Origin of the sequence: Pseudomonas sp. DWP2-2, assembly GCF_049897065.1 — a bacterium.
Taxonomy (GTDB): domain Bacteria; phylum Pseudomonadota; class Gammaproteobacteria; order Pseudomonadales; family Pseudomonadaceae; genus Aquipseudomonas; species Aquipseudomonas paracarnis.
Genome location: NZ_JAFCVN010000001.1, coordinates 207,240 through 225,268, shown reverse-complemented (window position 1 = coordinate 225,268; position 18,029 = coordinate 207,240). Strand labels below are relative to the sequence as shown.

Here is an 18,029-nt window from a genome sequence, read left to right as displayed (position 1 = left end):
ATAATAAAAAAGGTCGTGTCATGTCATTGACCCTGGAACATGTCTCCCGCGTTGTCGACGGCCAAACCTGGATCGACGACGCCAACCTGCGGTTCGAAGCCGGTTCTTTCAACGTCCTGCTCGGTCGCACCCTGTCCGGCAAGACCAGCCTGATGCGCCTGATGGCCGGCCTGGACAAGCCCGACAGCGGTCGCATCCTGATGAACGGTGTGGATGTCACGCAAAAGCCGGTACGCCTGCGCAATGTGTCGATGGTCTACCAGCAGTTCATCAACTACCCGACCATGACCGTGTTCGAGAACGTCGCCTCGCCGTTGCGCCAGGCCGGTGTGTCCCAGGAGGTGATCCAGAGCAAGGTGCTGGAAACCGCCAAGATGCTGCGCATCGAGAAATTCCTGCAGCGCCACCCCCTGGAATTGTCCGGTGGCCAGCAACAACGCACCGCCATGGCCCGCGCCCTGGTGAAAGATGCCGAACTGATTCTGTTCGATGAGCCGCTGGTCAACCTGGACTACAAACTGCGCGAAGAGCTGCGCCAGGAAATGCGCGAACTGTTCAAGGCGCGCCACACCATCGCGATATATGCCACCACCGAGCCCAACGAAGCCCTGGCCTTGGGTGGCACCACCACCATTCTTCACGAGGGGCGAGTGATTCAGAGCGGCAAGGCCGCCGAGGTCTACCATCAGCCGCAAACCGTCCTCGCCGCTGAGCTGTTCTCCGAGCCGCCGATCAACCTGATGCCAGGGCGCATCAGCGGCAACGAAGTGAGCTTCGCCAATTTCGTGCATTTCCCACTCAATGTTGACCTGCGTCCTATCGGCGAAGGCGAATTCCGCTTTGGCGTGCGCCCCAGCCATATCAGCCTGGTGCCCAGCAACGATGATGACCTGGAGCTGGCGGTGACCGTGGAAGTCGCCGAAATCAGCGGCTCGGAAACCTTCCTGCATGTGCGCAGTGAGCATTTCCTGCTGGTGCTGCACCTGCCGGGGGTGCATGAATACGATGTCGACGCGCCGATCCGCGTGTATATCCCCACCCATAAACTGTTTGTGTTCGATGGTCAGGGCCGCTTGGTCCAGGCCCCCGGACGCCGTGTCGCGAGGGTTGCCTGATGGCCGAGATCCATTTGCGCAACCTGGCCCATAGCTACAGCCCTACGCCTACAGGGCCAGAAGACTACGCCATTCGGGAAATGAATCATGTGTGGGAGCAGGGCGGTGCCTACGCCTTGCTCGGGCCGTCGGGCTGCGGCAAGTCCACGCTGCTCAATATCATTTCCGGCCTGCTCAGCCCGTCCGAAGGCCAGGTGCTGTTCGATACCCAAGTGGTCAACGACTTGACCCCGGAAAAGCGCAATATCGCCCAGGTGTTCCAGTTCCCGGTGGTGTACGACACCATGACGGTGTTCGACAACCTGGCGTTCCCGCTGCGCAACCAGGGCATGGCTGAAGCGAAAATTCACAGCAAGGTGCAGGAAATCGCCGAAGTCCTCGACTTGCAAACCCTGCTGAGCAAAAAAGCCCGCAACCTCACCGCCGACGAAAAACAGAAAGTCTCCATGGGCCGTGGCCTGGTGCGCGATGACGTGTCGGCCATTCTGTTCGACGAGCCGCTGACAGTGATCGACCCGCACCTGAAGTGGAAGCTGCGGCGCAAGCTCAAGCAGATCCACGAGCAGTTCAATATCACCATGGTCTACGTCACCCACGATCAACTGGAAGCCTCCACGTTCGCCGACAAGATCGCGGTGATGTACGGCGGGCAAATCGTGCAGTTCGGTACGCCGCGTGAATTGTTCGAGCGGCCCAGCCACACCTTTGTCGGTTACTTCATTGGTAGCCCTGGGATGAATCTGATCGAGGTGCAGGCCAAGGCTGGCGGTGTAGGGTTCGCCAATACCCTGTTGTCGCTGTCCGAAGCGTCGCAGCAACGTCTCAACGCCACCGACTACAAAAAGCTCCAGGTCGGCATCCGCCCGGAATTTATCCACGTGTGGGACGAGTACAACCCTGACGCCCTGCAAGCCGACGTCGTGCATGTGGAAGATCTTGGTACCTACAAAATCATGACACTCAGCCTCGACGGCGCCACCCTCAAGGTGCGCCTGGCCGAGGACAAGCCGGTGCCGGAAGGGAAGGCCTCGATCAGCTTCCCCGCGCAATGGCTGATGCTCTACGCCGACGATTACCTGCTGGAGGTGGCGCCATGAACAAGGTGCAGAACAACAAGGCCTGGTGGCTGGTGTTGCCGGTGTTCCTGCTGGTGGCGTTCAGTGCGGTGATCCCGATGATGACCGTGGTCAACTATTCGGTGCAGGACATTTTCGACCAATCCAGCCGCTATTTCGTCGGGGCCGACTGGTACAAGCAGGTGCTGCTCGACCCACGCCTGCACGACTCGCTGCTGCGCCAGTTCATCTACTCGGCCTGCGTGCTGTTGATCGAGATCCCGCTGGGCATCGCCATCGCCCTGACCATGCCCACCAAGGGCCGCTGGTCCTCGCTGGTGTTGATCATCCTCGCCATTCCCTTGCTGATTCCGTGGAACGTGGTCGGCACCATCTGGCAGATTTTTGGCCGTGCCGACATCGGCCTGCTGGGCTCGACCCTCAACGCCATGGGCATCAGCTACAACTACGCTGCCAACACCATGGACGCCTGGGTCACCGTGCTGGTCATGGATGTGTGGCACTGGACCTCATTGGTGGCACTGCTGTGCTACTCCGGCTTGCGCGCCATTCCGGACGTGTACTACCAGGCCGCGCGGATTGATCGTGCATCGGCCTGGGCGGTGTTCCGACATATCCAGTTGCCGAAGATGAAAAGCGTGCTGCTGATCGCGGTGATGCTGCGCTTCATGGACAGCTTCATGATCTACACCGAACCCTTCGTGCTCACCGGCGGCGGGCCGGGTAATGCCACCACCTTCCTGAGTCAGACGCTTACTCAAATGGCTGTCGGCCAATTCGACCTGGGCCCGGCGGCGGCGTTTTCCCTGGTGTACTTCCTGATCATCTTGTTGGTGTCCTGGCTGTTCTACACCGCCATGACCCATTCCGACGCCAACCGCTGAGGCCGCCAACATGAGCAAGCGCAAGCTTATTCCATTACTGATCTACATCCTGTTCCTGCTGGTACCGATCTACTGGCTGCTGAACATGTCCTTCAAGAGCAACACCGAAATCCTCGGCGGCTTGACCCTGTTTCCGCAGGATTTCACCTTGGCCAACTACAAGGTGATCTTCACCGACCCAAGCTGGTACACCGGCTACCTCAACTCGCTGTACTACGTGAGTCTGAACACGGTGATCTCCCTGAGTGTGGCGTTGCCGGCGGCCTATGCGTTCTCGCGCTACCGCTTCCTCGGTGACAAGCACTTGTTCTTCTGGCTGCTCACCAACCGCATGGCGCCGCCGGCGGTGTTCCTGCTGCCGTTCTTCCAGCTGTATTCATCCATTGGCCTGTTCGATACGCACATCGCCGTGGCGTTGGCCCATTGCCTGTTCAACGTGCCGTTGGCGGTGTGGATCCTGGAAGGTTTCATGTCCGGCGTGCCCAAGGAAATCGACGAAACCGCCTACATCGATGGCTATAGTTTTCCCAAGTTCTTTGTGAAGATTTTTATTCCGTTGATCGGCTCCGGCATCGGCGTCACGGCGTTTTTCTGCTTTATGTTTTCCTGGGTCGAACTGCTGCTGGCGCGCACCCTGACTTCGGTCAACGCCAAACCCATCGCAGCGGTGATGACCCGTACGGTGTCGGCTTCCGGCATTGATTGGGGCGTGCTGGCAGCGGCGGGGGTGTTGACCATCCTGCCGGGCATGCTGGTGATCTGGTTTGTTCGCAACCACGTGGCCAAGGGCTTTGCCCTGGGCCGGGTCTAGAGGAGTCGATGATGGAATGGATGGCCTGGACCACCCCCACTGCGCTGTTCTTTGGCGGTATTGCCCTGATTCTGGCGGGCATGACCACCTGGGAGCTGCGCTCGCCGAGCATCCCCCGGCGCGGGCTGCTGCCGATCAGCACCACCCGTGGTGATCGCTTGTTTATCGGTCTTCTCGGCAGCGCCTACCTGCATTTGCTGGTGATCGGCGTTACCGACTGGAGCATCTGGGTGGCGTCCGCGCTCTCCCTGGTATGGCTGTTGAGTGTGATGCGTTGGGGCTAGCTGTGCACGGGCTTGTGTGGCGAGGGAGCTTGCTCCCGCTGGAGTGCGCAGCACTCCCAAACCGATAACCGACTCGGATATCTATTTTGGGGCCGCTTCGCAGCCCAGCGGGAGCAAGCTCCCTCGCCACAGCAAGCTCGCTCCTACAAGCCCCGTTTGAAACTAACCTGGAGGTCTCTATGTTGAATAAAAACAATAAGCTGCGACATAGCATTTCATTGGCCGCCGTACTGGCCCTCAGTGGTTTGAGCGCTTCGGCCTGGGCCGATGCGTATGAAGATGCCGCGAAAAAATGGATCGGCAGCGAGTTCAAACCCTCGACCCTTACCGAAGCCCAACAGCTTGAAGAGTTGAAGTGGTTTATCAAGGCGTCGGAGCCGTTCCGTGGGATGAAGATCAACGTGGTGTCGGAAACCCTCACCACCCACGAGTACGAATCCAAGGTGCTGGCCAAGGCCTTCAGTGAAATCACCGGCATCAAGCTGACCCACGACCTGCTGCAGGAAGGCGACGTGGTGGAGAAGCTGCAAACCCAGATGCAGTCCGACAAGAACATCTATGACGGCTGGGTCAACGATTCCGACTTGATCGGTACGCACTTTCGCTACGGCAAGACCGAATCCATCACCGACCTGATGGCCAACGAAGGCAAGGATTTCACCTCGCCCACCCTGGACCTCAAGGACTTTATCGGCCTGTCTTTCACCACCGCGCCGGACGGCAAGATCTACCAGTTGCCCGACCAGCAGTTCGCCAACCTCTATTGGTTCCGCGCCGACTGGTTCGAGCGGCCGGAGCTGAAGGCCAAGTTCAAGGAGAAATACGGCTACGACCTGGGCGTGCCGGTGAACTGGTCGGCTTATGAAGACATCGCCAAGTTCTTCAGCGAAGACGTCAAGGAAATCGACGGCAAGCGCATTTATGGGCACATGGACTACGGCAAGAAAGACCCGTCCCTGGGCTGGCGTTTCACCGATGCCTGGTTCTCCATGGCCGGCGGCGGCGACAAAGGCTTGCCCAACGGTTTGCCGGTGGACGAGTGGGGCATCCGTGTAGAGGACTGCCACCCGGTGGGCTCCAGCGTCACCCGCGGCGGCGACACCAACGGCCCGGCGGCGGTATTCGCCACGCAGAAATACGTGGACTGGATGAAAGCCTACGCGCCACCGGAAGCGGCGGGCATGACCTTCTCCGAATCCGGCCCGGTGCCGTCCCAGGGCAACATCGCCCAGCAGATCTTCTGGTACACCGCGTTTACCGCCGACATGGTCAAACCGGGCCTGCCGGTGGTGAATGCCGACGGTACGCCGAAATGGCGCATGGCACCGTCCCCAGTCGGGCCGTATTGGGAAAAGGGCATGAAGAAGGGCTATCAGGACGTAGGTTCCTGGACCTTCCTCAAGTCCACGCCCGAAAAGCAGAAACTCGCGGCCTGGCTCTACGCGCAGTTCGTGACCTCAAAAACGGTGTCGCTGAAGAAAACCATCGTTGGCCTGACGCCGATTCGTGAGTCCGATATCAACTCCCAGGCCATGACCGACATGGCGCCCAAACTCGGGGGGCTGGTGGAGTTCTACCGCAGCCCGGCCCGTACCGAGTGGTCCCCGACGGGCACCAACGTGCCGGACTACCCGCGCCTGGCGCAACTGTGGTGGAGCAATATCGCCGCAGCGGCCAGCGGCGAGAAGACCCCGCAACAGGCGCTGGACAACCTGGCCAAGGAGCAGGATGCGATCATGACGCGCCTGGAACGCTCCAAGGTGCAACCGGTGTGCGGCCCGAAAATGAACCCCGAGCGTGACGCGCAATACTGGTTCGACCAGCCGGGTGCACCGAAGCCGAAACTGGCCAACGAAAAGCCCAAGGGCGAAACCGTGAACTACAACGACCTGCTCAAGCAGTGGGAGGCGGCGCGTAAGTAACAGCGCCATCTCAACCCCTGTAGGAGCGAGCTTGCTCGCGAAGAACTCACCGACGCCGCGTTTATTCAGGAAGCACGCGTTATCGTTGACGTTTTTCGCGAGCAAGCTCGCTCCTACAGGCATTTTTTGGTTTTGTGAGCCCTGACAAACGACCGCTTATCCCTCCCAACCCAACCTCATTTGAATTTTCCGCACGCCCCGAGGCTCTGCATTTTAGAAGCGCGTGATGTTGAGCGCTCTTGCGGGGCCACCTTGTGGGAGGCCCGTTGTAACGGACTTTGCGGAAACTGCCATCATGACACTCCTTACAGCGCTGTCTGGCCAGCCGGCCTCTCTCACCGACTCGGCCCAGGGCCGCCATCAACGGGTCTACCAACAGCTGCATGGCGAAACCCAAGACGCCACCGAACTGGCGCGTGAATACCTGCACGATCAATTGGCCCTGGTAGAGGCCACCGACTGCAACTTGCCAGAGGCCCCCGAACAGCTGCTGGCCTGGGTCGAGCAGCGCTGCGCCGAGGTGGCCCAGGCCTATGCCGACTATCTGGAACAGCGTCGAAACGGTGGGCCACGGCGGTATTTCCAGAACAAGGCCCATGCGTTGTATTTCCTGCAGTGTGTGGCGCCGACCAAACAGGTCGACGGCGCCTGGCTATACGGCTTGCTGCGCTATTGGCAAGACCAGCGCTTCGACGGCCTGCTCACCACTTACCTGGAAGAATTGGGCGACGGTGAAGCTGCGCAGAACCATGTGGTGATCTACCGCAAGTTGCTCAGCGAGCACGATGCCGACAGCGACGCCGGCCTTGAGGATGACCATTACCTGCAAGGCGCGCTGCAACTGGCGCTGGGCGTTTGCGCCGACGAGTTCCTGCCGGAGGTCATTGGCTTCAACCTGGGTTACGAGCAACTGCCGCTGCACCTGTTGATCACCGCCTATGAACTCAGTGAGCTGGGTATCGACCCTTATTACTTCACGCTGCATGTCACCATCGACAACGCCAGCAGCGGCCACGCGAGCAAAGCGGCGCAATCGGTGCTGAACCTGTTGCCGCTAGGCGAAGGCAGGGCGGATTTTTATCGTCGCGTGGCCGCAGGCTACCGCCTGAACGATCTGGGGCCGGGTACTACGTCTGTGATCAAACAGTTCAACCTGCAGGACGAGGTGGTGGCGATGCTCGAACGCAAGCGCGCCTTCGGCCAGCACATGCATTCGGACTATTGCCGCTTCGAAGGGCAGACCGTCAACCAATGGCTGGCTCAGCCTGGGCAGATCGGCGCGTTCCTCAAGGCCCTCGAAGACAAAGGCTGGATCAAACACAACCAGGACCCCGCCAACAGCCGCTTCTGGCAATTGATCGAGGGCGCTGGCGCCGCGATGTTCGGGGTGTTCAGCGGTTATGAAAAACAACTGATCCATGACTGGATTGCGGGTGAATGGGTTACCAGCGAACGCGTGCCGCCCGTGCGGCCGGGACGCGGCAGCCGGTTTTCCCGCGAGCAGCATCGTCCCGCGGATCCTGATACCCAGGCCCTGGCGGAGTCATTGTGCAACTTGCCCGATGTGCAGCAGCTCAATGCACTGATCCCGTGGCTGTCGGCACGCCGTCACTGCACGCCTGCCGGGCTGTATGCCACTCGCCGCTTTATCCAACTGCGTGCGCGCCTGCGCTAAGGAATGTGCCTATGTCTGCGCAACAACTGGCTGATCGTGCCTTGTTGAATTTGGGCCGGGGGTTGAAGGAGGGTGGTTATCGCTTTATCACGCCAACGCCCTTGACCCATGAGCGTGTCTATCGGCGGCTGGCGACGCCCCTGGCAATGACGCTGCGCGATGTGTTCGGTTGGTCGATGCCGTTCGATCAAGGCTTGTTGCCCGAGGCCCTGCGTGAAGAATTGCAGCAAGCGGATGTGATCGAAAAGCACGGCGCGTTATGGCGCAGCGCAGTGCGTTGGTCGAGCCTCGACGGGCTGCTGTTCGCCCATTCGCCTTATCCCACCGACCAGGCGGACGCGGTGTTTTTCGGCCCCGACAGCTACCGCTTTGCCCACGTGATCGAAGCCTATCTGCAACAACGTTTCGAGCCGCTCAAGCGCGCTGTGGACATTGGCTGTGGCGCCGGCGTCGGTGCGCTGGTGATTGCTAAAGCCCGGCATGACGCCCAGGTGCTGGCGGTGGATATCAACCCCCGTGCCCTGCGCATGACCGCGGTGAATGCCGAGCTGGCCGCGCTGAATAACGTCAGCGTGTACCACAGTGACGTGCTGGCCAGTGTGGAGGGCGAATTCGACCTGATCGTCGCTAACCCGCCGTACATGAAAGATGACCGCCAGCGCGCCTATCGCCATGGCGGCGGCGCCTTGGGGGAGCAGTTGTCGCTGCGCATCGTCAGTGAGTCCATCGGGCGCCTGGCCCTGGGCGGTAGCCTGTTGCTGTATACCGGGGTGGCGATGGTGGCCGGCAGCGACCCCTTCCTGGAGGCGGTCAAGCCGCTGCTGGGCAGCGACGCCTACGGCTGGACCTACCGCGAACTGGACCCGGATGTTTTCGGTGAAGAACTGGAAAAGCCAGGCTATGAACAGGTGGAGCGCATCGCCGTGGTCGCACTGACTGTCACCCGATTGCGCTGAATACCCGATGCTCACCTTTGGCATTGAAGAGGAATACTTCATCACCGACCTGCACAGCCGCCAGATGGTCGGCGAGCCCTCGGCGGCAGTGCTGGCGGCCTGTCGCGAAGCGATTGGCGCGGGCTTCTCGTTTGAGATGTTCCAGGGCCAGATCGAGGCGGCCTCTCCGGTGTTCACCTCCAGCGCCGAAGCGGCGGACTACTTCCGGGCAGTGCGCGGCAACCTGGCGCAATCCCTGGCTGAGTTCGGCCTCGGTGTGGTGTGCGCCGGCAGCCACCCCCTGGCCGATTGGCGTGGGCAGCGGCCAACCGATCAGGCGCATTTCCGGCACCTGTTCGACGATATTCAATATGTAGCGCGGCGCAGTGTGTTGTGCGGGCTGCATGTGCATGTGCAGGTGCCGCAAACGCTGGACCGTATCGCGGTGATGAACCAGGTGTCGCCGTGGTTGCCGTTGTTGCTGCTGCTCAGTTGCTCGTCCCCCTTCTGGGACGGCGCGCCCAGCGGCTTCATGAGCTACCGCCAGGCCGCGTGCGACGAGTGGCCCCGCATGGGCGTGCCGGAACACTTCAGCGATTGGGCCGAGTACCAGCGCTACCTGGCCATGTTACAGCGCATCGGCGCGATCAAGGCCGATGGCAATGGCTGGTGGGGAATCCGCCCAGCGGCACGCTATCCCACCCTTGAACTGCGCATGACCGACGCCTGCCCACGGTTGGCGGACACCTTGGCCCTCGCCACGCTGTTTCGGGTAATGGTCGCCCATGCCTGCGCGATGCAGCGCCCTGGCGCCGGGTTCAGTGCCGAGGCGCGCTGGCTGCTCAAGGAAAATCGCTGGCAGGCCAAGCGTTATGGGGTCGCAGGCACCTTCGCGTTGGACGACGCAGGCACCCTGGGCAGCGCTGAGCAATGGCTGCAGTGCGCCCGGCAGACCTTTGCCGCCACCGCAGAGGCCATGGGCGAGCCGCTGCTGTTCGATACCCTGCAGGCACTGCTGCGACGCGGCAACAGCGCGGCCGAGCAGTTGCGCTGGGAGGCCCAGGCCCAGGCGAGCGGCGCCGATGCGCTTGCCAGCTTGCGCCAGGTAGTCGACCTGCTGTTGGCCCAGACTCGCGGCGACCGTTGATCGGGTCTTGAACGAGGTTGATGGAACACTGATGGTCTTGCTCCGCCCTTAATCAGTAACCCCTCAACGGCAGGAGCGCAGACCATGCGAGCGATGACTTACCAGGGCGCACACAAGGTGCAGGTGGATACCGTGCCCGATCCGATCATTGAACAACCCGACGACATCATTCTGCGGGTCACCGCCACCGCGATCTGTGGCTCGGACCTGCACCTGTACCGGGGCAAGATCCCGACCGTGGAGCACGGCGATATCTTCGGCCATGAGTTCATGGGCATCGTCGAAGAAACCGGCCCGACCGTCACCGCCGTGCAACGCGGCGACCGTGTGGTGATTCCGTTCGTGATTGCCTGTGGCGATTGCTTTTTCTGCCAGCTCCAGCAATTCGCCGCCTGCGAAACCACCAATGATGGGCGCGGTGCGATCCTGAATAAAAAATCCATCCCACCGGGTGCCGCGCTGTTTGGCTACAGCCGCCTGTATGGCGGTATTCCCGGCGGTCAGGCGGAGTGGGTGAGGGTGCCCAAGGCCAATACCGGGCCGTTCAAGGTGCCCGGCACCCTGGCGGATGAGAAGGTGCTGTTCCTCTCCGATATCCTGCCCACCGCTTGGCAGGCAGTGACCAACGCTGGCATCGGCAAAGGCTCCAGCGTGGCCATCTATGGCGCCGGGCCCGTAGGCCTGCTCAGTGCGGCCTGCGCGCAGATGCTGGGTGCCGAGCAGATCTTCATGGTCGACGACCATCCGTATCGTTTGGCCTATGCGCAGAAAATGTACGGCGTGATCCCGATCAACTTCGAAGAAGACGAAGACCCGGCCGACACCATCATCCGCCAGACCGCCGGCATGCGCGGCGTCGATGGTGTGGTGGACGCGGTGGGTTTCGAGGCCAAGGGCAGCACCACGGAAACCCTGCTCACCGCGCTCAAGATCGAGGGCAGCAGCGGCAAGGCGCTGCGCCAGTGCATCGCCGCCGTACGTCGCGGTGGTGTGGTCAGCGTTGCCGGGGTGTATGCCGGGTTTATCCATGGCTTCATGTTTGGCGATGCTTTCGACAAGGGCCTGACCTTCAAGATGGGCCAGACCCATGTGCAGCGGTTCTTACCGGAGTTGTTGGAGCACGTCGAGCTGGGGCATCTGCACCCGGAAGCGATCATCACTCACAGGCTGCCCCTGGAGCAGGCGGCGCGGGGGTATGAGCTGTTTGATAAAGCCGAGGAGGAATGCCGCAAGGTGATCCTGCTGCCGGGTGGGAGCGACCGGCCGCTGACCGAGCCGCTGGACGAACTGCCCCCTGAGTTGCGCGTACAAAGCGTTCCCGGTTTCTAGGCCAATAACCGGAAAAATGTGGGAGCTGGTTTGCCTGCTATAGCGGTGGTTCAGTTGAATATTCAGTGACTGACACGCCGCCTTCGCGGGCAAGCCCGCTCCCACAGGGGATCTGTGCCGGACGCTGATTTTGTGGGCGATGCATGACCAATGTGGGAGCTGGTTCTTCTTTGCTTCGACAGTGGTGCTTCCCACATTAACCGGTGTCAGGCTGCGGCTTGCGGCTGGATGCGCAATTCACCTTCGACATCTTTGACCAACCCGCTGGCGACAAACAGTGGCGCCAGGCGTTTGTGCCACTGTGGCTCGACAAACTCCTTGACCGTATCCAGCGCCAACGTACCACTGAGCGGCAGCTCGGCCTTGGTGTACGACAACCATGCCTTCTTCAACGCCATCAATACATCACTTCCCGCCGTCGAAGCGAAGCGACGGTGCAGGGGCTTGGCGTCGAAGGTGAAGGTGTGTTGGAACTCATAGCCGCTTTCATCGCCGCCGTTGGCCGTGCAGCGCACGCAGGTGCAAGGGCCGTCGCCGAAGGCGCTGCGCAGGTAGGCGTTGAAGTCCACCACGGGCTTGAGTGACAGGCGCTTATCAACCTCGAACAGGTCCCCGGTCATTTTTTCGTCAGTGTTCAACGTCCATTTCCTCGCAGTCGGTTGCTGTGTTTCAAAGCGCGGCACAATAACAGCCGAGCGTGGGTTTGGGGATTATTTGCGTCGTGGGAGGGTCAGCGGAAGAACTCACCGGGGGTGGAATAGAACTGCTGACGAAATGCATTGATAAAGGCTGAGGTCGATTCATAGCCACACCCCAATGCCACATCCGTCACCCGCTCGCCTTGTTCCAGGGCGGGCAGGGCGCTCAACAGGCGCAGGCGCTGGCGCCATGCGCGAAACGTCAGCCCGGTGTCACTCAGGAACACCCGACTCAGGGTCTTTTCACTCACCTCCAGCTTGCGGCTCCACTCGCCCAACGTCGTCTGCTGCTCGGGATGCAGGTTGAGGCTGCGGTAGATCTGTCGCAGCCGTGGGTCGTGAGGCAGTGGCAACATCAAGTCCACCTGGGGCGCGGCGGCGAGCTGATCGAGCAGTACCTGAGCCAGGCGCCCGTCCGGCCCGTCCTCGGTATATTCCACCGGCAATTGGCTGAAGTTGCGGATCAGCTCGCGTAGCAAACTGCTCACCTCCAGCACTTGGCAACGCTCGGCGGCCCAGGCGGTGACGCTGCAATCTAGGTACAAGCTGCGCATTTCCGTATGGGGCGAACTGAACACCCGATGGGGCATGCCGGCCGGAATCCATACGGCGCGCTGCGGTGGCGCGACGAAACGACCGACGCTGGTCTGGATCTCCAGCACCCCGGAAATCGCGTAGGACAGCTGCACCCACGGGTGGCTGTGGCGTCGCGTCAGCGCACGGTTGGGCAAGGATTCAGTACGCCCGTACACCGGCCTCGGCAGGCTGGAAAGCCCTGGGACACTGCGGCGAACGGCTTTTTCAAGTCCTTTAGGCGGCATTTACTGGCTCATTGGCGTTAGTCGGTAACAGGTGGTTACGTTAGAGTCGTCGCGACGCTCTTGGCAACCCCTGGAAGAATTGCTTATGACCCGGCCCCGGTTTCTCCCCGACAACTTCACCCTCACCCTGATCGGCACCGTGATCCTCGCCTCACTGCTGCCCGCCAGCGGCCAGACCGCCGTGGCGTTCGGCTGGGTCACCAACCTGGCCATCGCGCTGCTGTTTTTCCTGCACGGCGCCAAGCTGTCGCGCAAGGCCATCGTCGCCGGTGCCGGCCACTGGCGTTTGCATTTGCTGGTGTTCAGCCTGACCTTCGTACTGTTTCCGTTGCTGGGCCTGGCGCTCAAGCCAGTGCTGTCGCCGTTGATCGGCAACGAGCTGTACATGGGCATGCTCTACCTCTGCGCCTTGCCGGCCACTGTGCAATCGGCGATTGCCTTTACCTCCCTGGCCCGCGGCAATATCCCGGCGGCCATCTGCAGCGCGGCGGCGTCCAGCCTGTTCGGCATCTTCCTGACGCCGCTGCTGGTAGCGCTGCTGCTCAACGTGCATGGGGATGGCGGCTCCACAGTCGATGCGATTGTCAAAATCAGCGTGCAGTTGTTGCTGCCGTTCATTGCCGGGCAAGTCGCCAGCCGCTGGATTGGGGGCTGGGTCGGGCGTAACAAAGCCTGGCTGAAATTCGTCGATCAGGGCTCGATTCTGTTGGTGGTCTACGGCGCCTTCAGCGAGGCGGTCAATGAGGGCATCTGGCACAAGATCCCGCTGTGGGAATTGGGCGGGTTGGTGGTGGCCTGCTGCGTGTTGCTGGCCCTGGTGTTGGTGGCGTCGACGCTGCTGGGCAAGGCGTTTGGTTTTAACCAGGAAGACCGCATCACCATCCTGTTCTGCGGCTCGAAGAAAAGCCTGGCGACCGGCGTGCCGATGGCGCAGGTGCTGTTTGCCGGGGCGAGCATGGGGGTGTTGATTTTGCCGTTGATGCTGTTTCACCAGATCCAGTTGATGGTCTGCGCGGCGTTGGCCCAACGCTATGCCCAGCGGCCGGAGAGCATTCCTGAATTGATGGGGCAGGTAGATCCGTGATGCACCTCTCATTCGCGGGTAAATAAGCTCAAGTTAACCGGCGTGCCGACGACTTACTTCTTAACTAACCCAAGAAGGAGTGTCGGCATGAACGTTCGTCGTGTTGCGGTAATGACTGGCCTCCTGGGCCTGTGGGCAAGTACCTGCGGCGCCGCCCAGACCGTGGGGCAGGGCACCATCAGGTTCAGCGGCGCGATTGTCGAGTCAGGGTGTGCGACAAATGCGCGCAGCGGCTCGGTAATGGAACTGCGCGGTTGCGCCCAATCCAGTCGTGGCAGCCGAATCGAGGTGCGCAGTGTCGCGCCGGTGGTCAGCGTCGACGCACCCCATGTGCGGCTGGTAGCGGACACCGGCGAGGGGCGCTATTACGATCAGCGGTACGTGCTGGTAGACCGCGCCGGCAAGCTGATTCAGTCGGGCAATTACGTGATTACCATGACCTCGCCATAAACCCTGGGGCGACGATCCGCAGCAACAGCGGTGCGAGAAACCTATAGAATGCTCGGCGGCGGCGCTTGTCCTGGGTGGCCGCTTGATCACTGTCAGAGTACCGCGCCCGTCAATGAGCCTTTCAGCCGCAACCCCCCAAGCCAATTGGCAACCGGTCATCGCCCTCGCGCTGGCCGCGTTTGTGTTCAATACCACCGAATTCGTCCCCGTCGGGCTGCTCAGCGCCATTGGTGCCAGCTTTGACATGCCCGTGGCCAGCGTCGGCCTGATGCTCACCATCTACGCGTGGATTGTGTCGCTGACCTCGCTGCCGGTGATGCTGCTGACCCGCAACGTCGAACGGCGAAAATTGTTGATTGTGCTGTTCGGTCTGTTTATCGCCAGCCATATTCTCTCCAGCGTGGCCACCAGCTTCGGCTTGCTGATGGTCAGTCGGGTCGGCATTGCCCTGGCCCATGCGTTGTTCTGGTCGATCACGGCTTCGCTGGCTGTACGCCTGGCGCCAGAGGGCAAGCAGGTGCAGGCCCTTGGTTTGCTGGCCACCGGCACGTCCCTGGCGATGGTACTGGGCATTCCGTTGGGCCGTCTGTTGGGCGAGGCCATGGGCTGGCGTACCACCTTTCTGGTGATCGCCGCCTTCGCCGCCGCCCTTGTGTTCTGGCTGGCGCGCACCTTGCCGCTGCTGCCCAGCCAGAACTCCGGCTCCCTGCGCAGCCTGCCGCTGCTGTTCAAGCGCCCGGCGCTGGTGGCGCTCTACGTGCTGACCGCAATGACCGTCACCGCGCAATTCACCGCCTACAGTTACATCGAACCCTTCGTCGAAGGCGTCGCCGGCCTGGGCGGCAGGGCCGTGACCCTGATTCTGCTGGTGTTCGGTGGTGCTGGCATCATCGGCTCGTTGTTGTTCAGCCTGGTGCATCGCTTCAACCCCCACCTGTTCGTGATCGGCGCAGTGTCTATCCTCGCCGCGTGCCTGGCGCTGATGCTGCCGTTGAGCGGCGCCGAGTCTTACCTGGTGGGGCTGAGCATTTTCTGGGGCATGGCGATCATGGGGTTTGGCCTGGCCATGCAGTCCAAGGTGCTGGTGCTGGCACCGGATGCCACGGATGTGGCCATGGCGATGTTTTCCGGGATCTACAACATTGGCATCGGCGGCGGCGCGTTGATGGGCAGTTGGGTGGGCAGCCACTTCGGCTTCGCCTGGATCGGCGCGGCGGGCGGTTTGCTGGCGGGGCTGGCGTTGGTGGGGTATTGCCTGGCGATTCGGCGGTTTGGGCAGGGTGTGCCGCTTAACAAATGAATTTCACAGGGATTGGTGATTGATGAAGTACTTGATCGTTGCATGTGTTCTGTTAGGGCTCAGCGGTTGCGTTACCAACCAGTTGCACTTCGCGGCGTACTCGACGGAGGCCGAGTTGGCGGCAATCAAAAGTAGTGTTGTACAGGCCGACATCGTGCAAGTGACTGGCGCTGAAAAGTGTACGCGCTGCAAGGAGTCGAGCAAGCTTGTTTGGCATGCTGCTAATTACAATGTCGGCCTTTACGAGGGGTTCGCCAACGTTCCTGTTGACGACTGGACCGAGTTCACCAAACGTGCGGTGGGCGTTTCTCCCTCTTCGACACTCAAAACCAGCGTCGAGATCGACAGAGTCTTCGTCAAGACTTGGAACTCTCCTGACTATTACGCCTGTGAGGTTAGCCTGACGGTGGATATCGCCGGCACGAAATATGCCGGGCATTCCCGGCTCAAGTTGAAGCAGGCGGGGCAAAGCTTGATAGGTGACAAGCTTGCTGCCCTTAACGCGCAGGTATTGGATACTGTAGGCCTGACAGTTAAAGCAGCCTATATGGATGCTTTGGCCAACTATCACAAGGTACGCTGAATAAATGCGGCTTTGCTGATTTGCTGAGTTTATAGAGGGCGACCGTAAGGTCGCCTGTTTTCGGTTACGACATCCTTGCCCTTAGCCTACGCCCGATCACATCCAGTAAATCGCAGCCGTCCCGCAATGGAATACTCAACAGCAACGCGAAGTCCTGCAGCACCACGGTATCGCTGCTGATTTCATCGCGAAGTGCCAGGTTTTCCAGAGCTTGAGTGACTGCCCGAATACGAAAAACTGCTGCGTCATGCAAAGCATCAAGCGGCGCCTGAGTATCGATTAGCAGTGTAGGTATGGTGCAATCGGGGCCCGTTATGGGCATATACCGATCAGATGAGGTCATGGTTCTTGCTCCTATATCTAAGTGAGCCGTCACCTTCTGCCGCCAAGCAGAATTAGGGTGGCGGATTACGCAAGGTTGGCGGACCGGGGATATAGGACCCGGCACTTCCGAAGAAGTCCCTGCGCAACCCGCCATTGCACGAAATCACGGGCGCAAAAAAAGCGCCTGCAATCGTGTTGGGGGCGCCGTTGCGCCTATATCTGGTCGGACCGCCAAGTCCAATCGCAGCACTTGCTGCGAGTTGAAAGAGTAGCCTGCGCGATGCTCCATCGCAACCGGGAAGTGGATGACATCAAAAAAATGGATCGTTCACATCCTGTCATTGTAGTGAGCAACGCGAAGTTCTACGCCACCGGGATCAACGGATCCGCCGCCGCCAACGCCACCTTTCTATCCGCTGCCGGTGGGTAGATCCACACGCTATTGATCTGCTGTTTGAGTTCCTTGGCTTCCTGGCCCACCAGCTTGAGCTGACGGTCCCAGCCTTCGGTGTACACCGCGCCCCAGGCGCCGAGGTCGAGGCAGGTCACGTATTTGGGTTGGCTGTAGGCCATGGGGGCCACGCCGATCAGATCGGCGGCGACGTTGTTGCCGGCGTAGCGGCCCAGCGCGATGGCGTGCTGGCAGGACATGGCAGCGAAGTTACCCAGCGCGTCTGTGGCGGCGTAGGCCACGTCGCCAGCGGCGAAGATGGCAGCCTGGCCCTTGACCTTGAGGTGGGCGTCCACGTGCAGGCGGCCCTGGGGATCGCGGGTGCCCTCAATCTGTTCGGTCAGCGGGTTGGCGCGAAAGCCGATGGTCCAGATCACGGTGCTCGATTCAATCCGCTGCCCATCTGCCAGGGTCACGCCACCGGCATCCACCGAGGCGACCGAGGTGTTCAGTACCCATTCAAGCCCCAGTGCCTGGCTGGCTTCGATGATCGATGGGCGTATGCCATCGCCCATCGACGCGGCAATCTGCGGCCCGCGGTCGACCACGATCACACGGATGTTGGCCGTCTCACCCAGTGCCGCACGCAGGCGCGCCGGCATTTCGGTGGCGGTCTCGATACCGGTGAAGCCGCCGCCGGCCACCACCACGGTATTGCGGGCCGGGGTGTCGGGCAGGTTTTTCAGGGCGTTGATATGGGCTTCAAGGTGCGCGGCGTCTTCGATCTGATCCACATCGAACACATGCTCGATGCCGTCCATGCCGGGGCGGTTCAAGCGGCTGCCGGCGGCCACTACCAGGCGATCGTAGGCGAGGGTGGCCGGGATGCCGGCCGCGTTGCGGTAGGTCACTTGCTTATTAGTGGCGTCGATGCTGTCGGCGGCGCCTTGCACAAAGGTCACGCCCACAGCGTCGAACAGCGCATCAAGCGGAGCCAGCATGGTATGTACATCGGGCTCGTAGAACCGCGGGCGGATACGCAGCTCCGCTTGGGGGGCGAGCAGGCTGATGCGCACATCGTTGCGGTCGTGTTTATCCAGTAGCCGAGCCGCGCTCAAGGCGCTCCACACGCCACCGAACCCGGCGCCAATGATCAGAATGTGTTGTTTCATGGGGTTGCTCCAGAGACCAGATAAGCCG

At 61.1% G+C, this 18,029-nt stretch carries 18 protein-coding genes; 14 read left to right on the top strand and 4 right to left on the bottom strand.

Annotated elements, in window-relative coordinates:
* Positions 1–20 precede the first annotated feature (20 nt).
* The 10 genes from ACP7CZ_RS00850 to ACP7CZ_RS00805 all read left to right on the top strand — a co-directional run bounded on the left by ACP7CZ_RS00850 (position 21) and on the right by ACP7CZ_RS00805 (position 11,178).
* The gene (locus tag ACP7CZ_RS00850) at positions 21–1,115 is read left to right on the top strand and encodes an ABC transporter ATP-binding protein (RefSeq protein ID WP_426173531.1); all 1,095 of its coding nucleotides are present in this window, start codon (positions 21–23) and stop codon (positions 1,113–1,115) included.
* Positions 1,115–2,212 carry an ABC transporter ATP-binding protein gene (locus tag ACP7CZ_RS00845; RefSeq protein ID WP_200583077.1) on the top strand — a complete coding sequence of 366 codons (1,098 nt, stop codon included), beginning with the start codon at positions 1,115–1,117 and terminating at the stop codon, positions 2,210–2,212. The genes ACP7CZ_RS00850 and ACP7CZ_RS00845 overlap by 1 nt, the downstream gene beginning before the upstream one ends.
* Complete coding sequence (locus ACP7CZ_RS00840; RefSeq protein WP_005789024.1) at positions 2,209–3,075, top strand: carbohydrate ABC transporter permease; 867 nt, start codon at positions 2,209–2,211, stop codon at positions 3,073–3,075. The genes ACP7CZ_RS00845 and ACP7CZ_RS00840 overlap by 4 nt, the downstream gene beginning before the upstream one ends.
* Positions 3,076–3,085: 10 nt before the next feature.
* Positions 3,086–3,886: a carbohydrate ABC transporter permease gene (locus ACP7CZ_RS00835; protein ID WP_003232361.1), complete on the top strand. Its 801-nt coding sequence runs from the start codon at positions 3,086–3,088 to the stop codon at positions 3,884–3,886.
* An 11-nt stretch (positions 3,887–3,897) separates the two neighbouring features.
* Positions 3,898–4,170: a DUF2160 domain-containing protein gene (locus ACP7CZ_RS00830; RefSeq protein ID WP_014718862.1), complete on the top strand. Its 273-nt coding sequence runs from the start codon at positions 3,898–3,900 to the stop codon at positions 4,168–4,170.
* A 179-nt stretch (positions 4,171–4,349) separates the two neighbouring features.
* Positions 4,350–6,092 (top strand): ABC transporter substrate-binding protein, encoded by a 1,743-nt coding sequence (locus ACP7CZ_RS00825; RefSeq protein ID WP_003192009.1) that lies wholly within the window; start codon positions 4,350–4,352, stop codon positions 6,090–6,092.
* 295 nt (positions 6,093–6,387) lie between these two features.
* Complete coding sequence (locus tag ACP7CZ_RS00820) at positions 6,388–7,767, top strand: iron-containing redox enzyme family protein (RefSeq protein WP_294182793.1); 1,380 nt, start codon at positions 6,388–6,390, stop codon at positions 7,765–7,767.
* An 11-nt stretch (positions 7,768–7,778) separates the two neighbouring features.
* A complete protein-coding gene (locus ACP7CZ_RS00815) occupies positions 7,779–8,723 on the top strand; it encodes a methyltransferase (protein WP_038450491.1) in 945 nt (314 codons plus the stop codon).
* A 7-nt stretch (positions 8,724–8,730) separates the two neighbouring features.
* Positions 8,731–9,849 (top strand): carboxylate-amine ligase, encoded by a 1,119-nt coding sequence (locus ACP7CZ_RS00810; protein WP_294182774.1) that lies wholly within the window; start codon positions 8,731–8,733, stop codon positions 9,847–9,849.
* An 84-nt stretch (positions 9,850–9,933) separates the two neighbouring features.
* Complete coding sequence (locus ACP7CZ_RS00805) at positions 9,934–11,178, top strand: zinc-dependent alcohol dehydrogenase (protein ID WP_294182772.1); 1,245 nt, start codon at positions 9,934–9,936, stop codon at positions 11,176–11,178.
* Positions 11,179–11,384: 206 nt separating this feature from the next.
* On the opposite strand, the gene ACP7CZ_RS00800 is transcribed toward ACP7CZ_RS00805, so the two are convergent.
* Positions 11,385–11,816, bottom strand: a complete 432-nt coding sequence (locus ACP7CZ_RS00800) for a hypothetical protein (RefSeq protein WP_054917143.1) — start codon at positions 11,814–11,816, stop codon at positions 11,385–11,387.
* A 92-nt stretch (positions 11,817–11,908) separates the two neighbouring features.
* On the bottom strand, positions 11,909–12,697 hold the full coding sequence (locus ACP7CZ_RS00795) for an AraC family transcriptional regulator (protein WP_294182769.1): 789 nt from the start codon (positions 12,695–12,697) through the stop codon (positions 11,909–11,911).
* Positions 12,698–12,782: 85 nt separating this feature from the next.
* Between ACP7CZ_RS00795 and ACP7CZ_RS00790 the strand changes: the two genes are divergently transcribed.
* The 4 genes from ACP7CZ_RS00790 to ACP7CZ_RS00775 all read left to right on the top strand — a co-directional run bounded on the left by ACP7CZ_RS00790 (position 12,783) and on the right by ACP7CZ_RS00775 (position 16,114).
* Complete coding sequence (locus tag ACP7CZ_RS00790; protein ID WP_294182767.1) at positions 12,783–13,781, top strand: bile acid:sodium symporter family protein; 999 nt, start codon at positions 12,783–12,785, stop codon at positions 13,779–13,781.
* Positions 13,782–13,868: 87 nt separating this feature from the next.
* On the top strand, positions 13,869–14,231 hold the full coding sequence (locus ACP7CZ_RS00785; protein ID WP_034127749.1) for a type 1 fimbrial protein: 363 nt from the start codon (positions 13,869–13,871) through the stop codon (positions 14,229–14,231).
* Positions 14,232–14,343: 112 nt separating this feature from the next.
* Complete coding sequence (locus ACP7CZ_RS00780) at positions 14,344–15,531, top strand: sugar transporter (RefSeq protein WP_294182762.1); 1,188 nt, start codon at positions 14,344–14,346, stop codon at positions 15,529–15,531.
* A 22-nt stretch (positions 15,532–15,553) separates the two neighbouring features.
* Positions 15,554–16,114, top strand: coding sequence for a hypothetical protein (locus tag ACP7CZ_RS00775; protein ID WP_198790514.1), 561 nt, complete (start codon positions 15,554–15,556; stop codon positions 16,112–16,114).
* Positions 16,115–16,178: 64 nt separating this feature from the next.
* Here ACP7CZ_RS00775 and ACP7CZ_RS00770 read toward each other — a convergent pair whose 3' ends face one another.
* Both ACP7CZ_RS00770 and ACP7CZ_RS00765 read right to left on the bottom strand, forming a co-directional pair.
* Positions 16,179–16,436, bottom strand: coding sequence for a hypothetical protein (locus ACP7CZ_RS00770; protein ID WP_294183436.1), 258 nt, complete (start codon positions 16,434–16,436; stop codon positions 16,179–16,181).
* Positions 16,437–16,801: 365 nt separating this feature from the next.
* Positions 16,802–18,001, bottom strand: a complete 1,200-nt coding sequence (locus tag ACP7CZ_RS00765) for an NAD(P)/FAD-dependent oxidoreductase (protein ID WP_057974888.1) — start codon at positions 17,999–18,001, stop codon at positions 16,802–16,804.
* Positions 18,002–18,029: the final 28 nt, after the last annotated feature.

Bases quoted from the DNA above. Each gene is read 5' to 3' on its own strand.
- ACP7CZ_RS00795 (WP_294182769.1), bottom strand. From the start codon at position 12,697: ATGCCGCCTAAAGGACTTGAAAAAGCCGTTCGCCGCAGTGTCCCAGGG.
- ACP7CZ_RS00790 (WP_294182767.1), top strand. From the start codon at position 12,783: ATGACCCGGCCCCGGTTTCTCCCCGACAACTTCACCCTCACCCTGATC.
- ACP7CZ_RS00810 (WP_294182774.1), top strand. From the start codon at position 8,731: ATGCTCACCTTTGGCATTGAAGAGGAATACTTCATCACCGACCTGCAC.
- ACP7CZ_RS00820 (WP_294182793.1), top strand. From the start codon at position 6,388: ATGACACTCCTTACAGCGCTGTCTGGCCAGCCGGCCTCTCTCACCGAC.
- ACP7CZ_RS00850 (WP_426173531.1), top strand. From the start codon at position 21: ATGTCATTGACCCTGGAACATGTCTCCCGCGTTGTCGACGGCCAAACC.
- ACP7CZ_RS00780 (WP_294182762.1), top strand. From the start codon at position 14,344: ATGAGCCTTTCAGCCGCAACCCCCCAAGCCAATTGGCAACCGGTCATC.
- ACP7CZ_RS00815 (WP_038450491.1), top strand. From the start codon at position 7,779: ATGTCTGCGCAACAACTGGCTGATCGTGCCTTGTTGAATTTGGGCCGG.
- ACP7CZ_RS00845 (WP_200583077.1), top strand. From the start codon at position 1,115: ATGGCCGAGATCCATTTGCGCAACCTGGCCCATAGCTACAGCCCTACG.
- ACP7CZ_RS00830 (WP_014718862.1), top strand. From the start codon at position 3,898: ATGGAATGGATGGCCTGGACCACCCCCACTGCGCTGTTCTTTGGCGGT.
- ACP7CZ_RS00835 (WP_003232361.1), top strand. From the start codon at position 3,086: ATGAGCAAGCGCAAGCTTATTCCATTACTGATCTACATCCTGTTCCTG.
- ACP7CZ_RS00775 (WP_198790514.1), top strand. From the start codon at position 15,554: ATGAAGTACTTGATCGTTGCATGTGTTCTGTTAGGGCTCAGCGGTTGC.
- ACP7CZ_RS00825 (WP_003192009.1), top strand. From the start codon at position 4,350: ATGTTGAATAAAAACAATAAGCTGCGACATAGCATTTCATTGGCCGCC.
- ACP7CZ_RS00805 (WP_294182772.1), top strand. From the start codon at position 9,934: ATGCGAGCGATGACTTACCAGGGCGCACACAAGGTGCAGGTGGATACC.
- ACP7CZ_RS00840 (WP_005789024.1), top strand. From the start codon at position 2,209: ATGAACAAGGTGCAGAACAACAAGGCCTGGTGGCTGGTGTTGCCGGTG.
- ACP7CZ_RS00785 (WP_034127749.1), top strand. From the start codon at position 13,869: ATGAACGTTCGTCGTGTTGCGGTAATGACTGGCCTCCTGGGCCTGTGG.
- ACP7CZ_RS00770 (WP_294183436.1), bottom strand. From the start codon at position 16,436: ATGCCCATAACGGGCCCCGATTGCACCATACCTACACTGCTAATCGAT.
- ACP7CZ_RS00765 (WP_057974888.1), bottom strand. From the start codon at position 18,001: ATGAAACAACACATTCTGATCATTGGCGCCGGGTTCGGTGGCGTGTGG.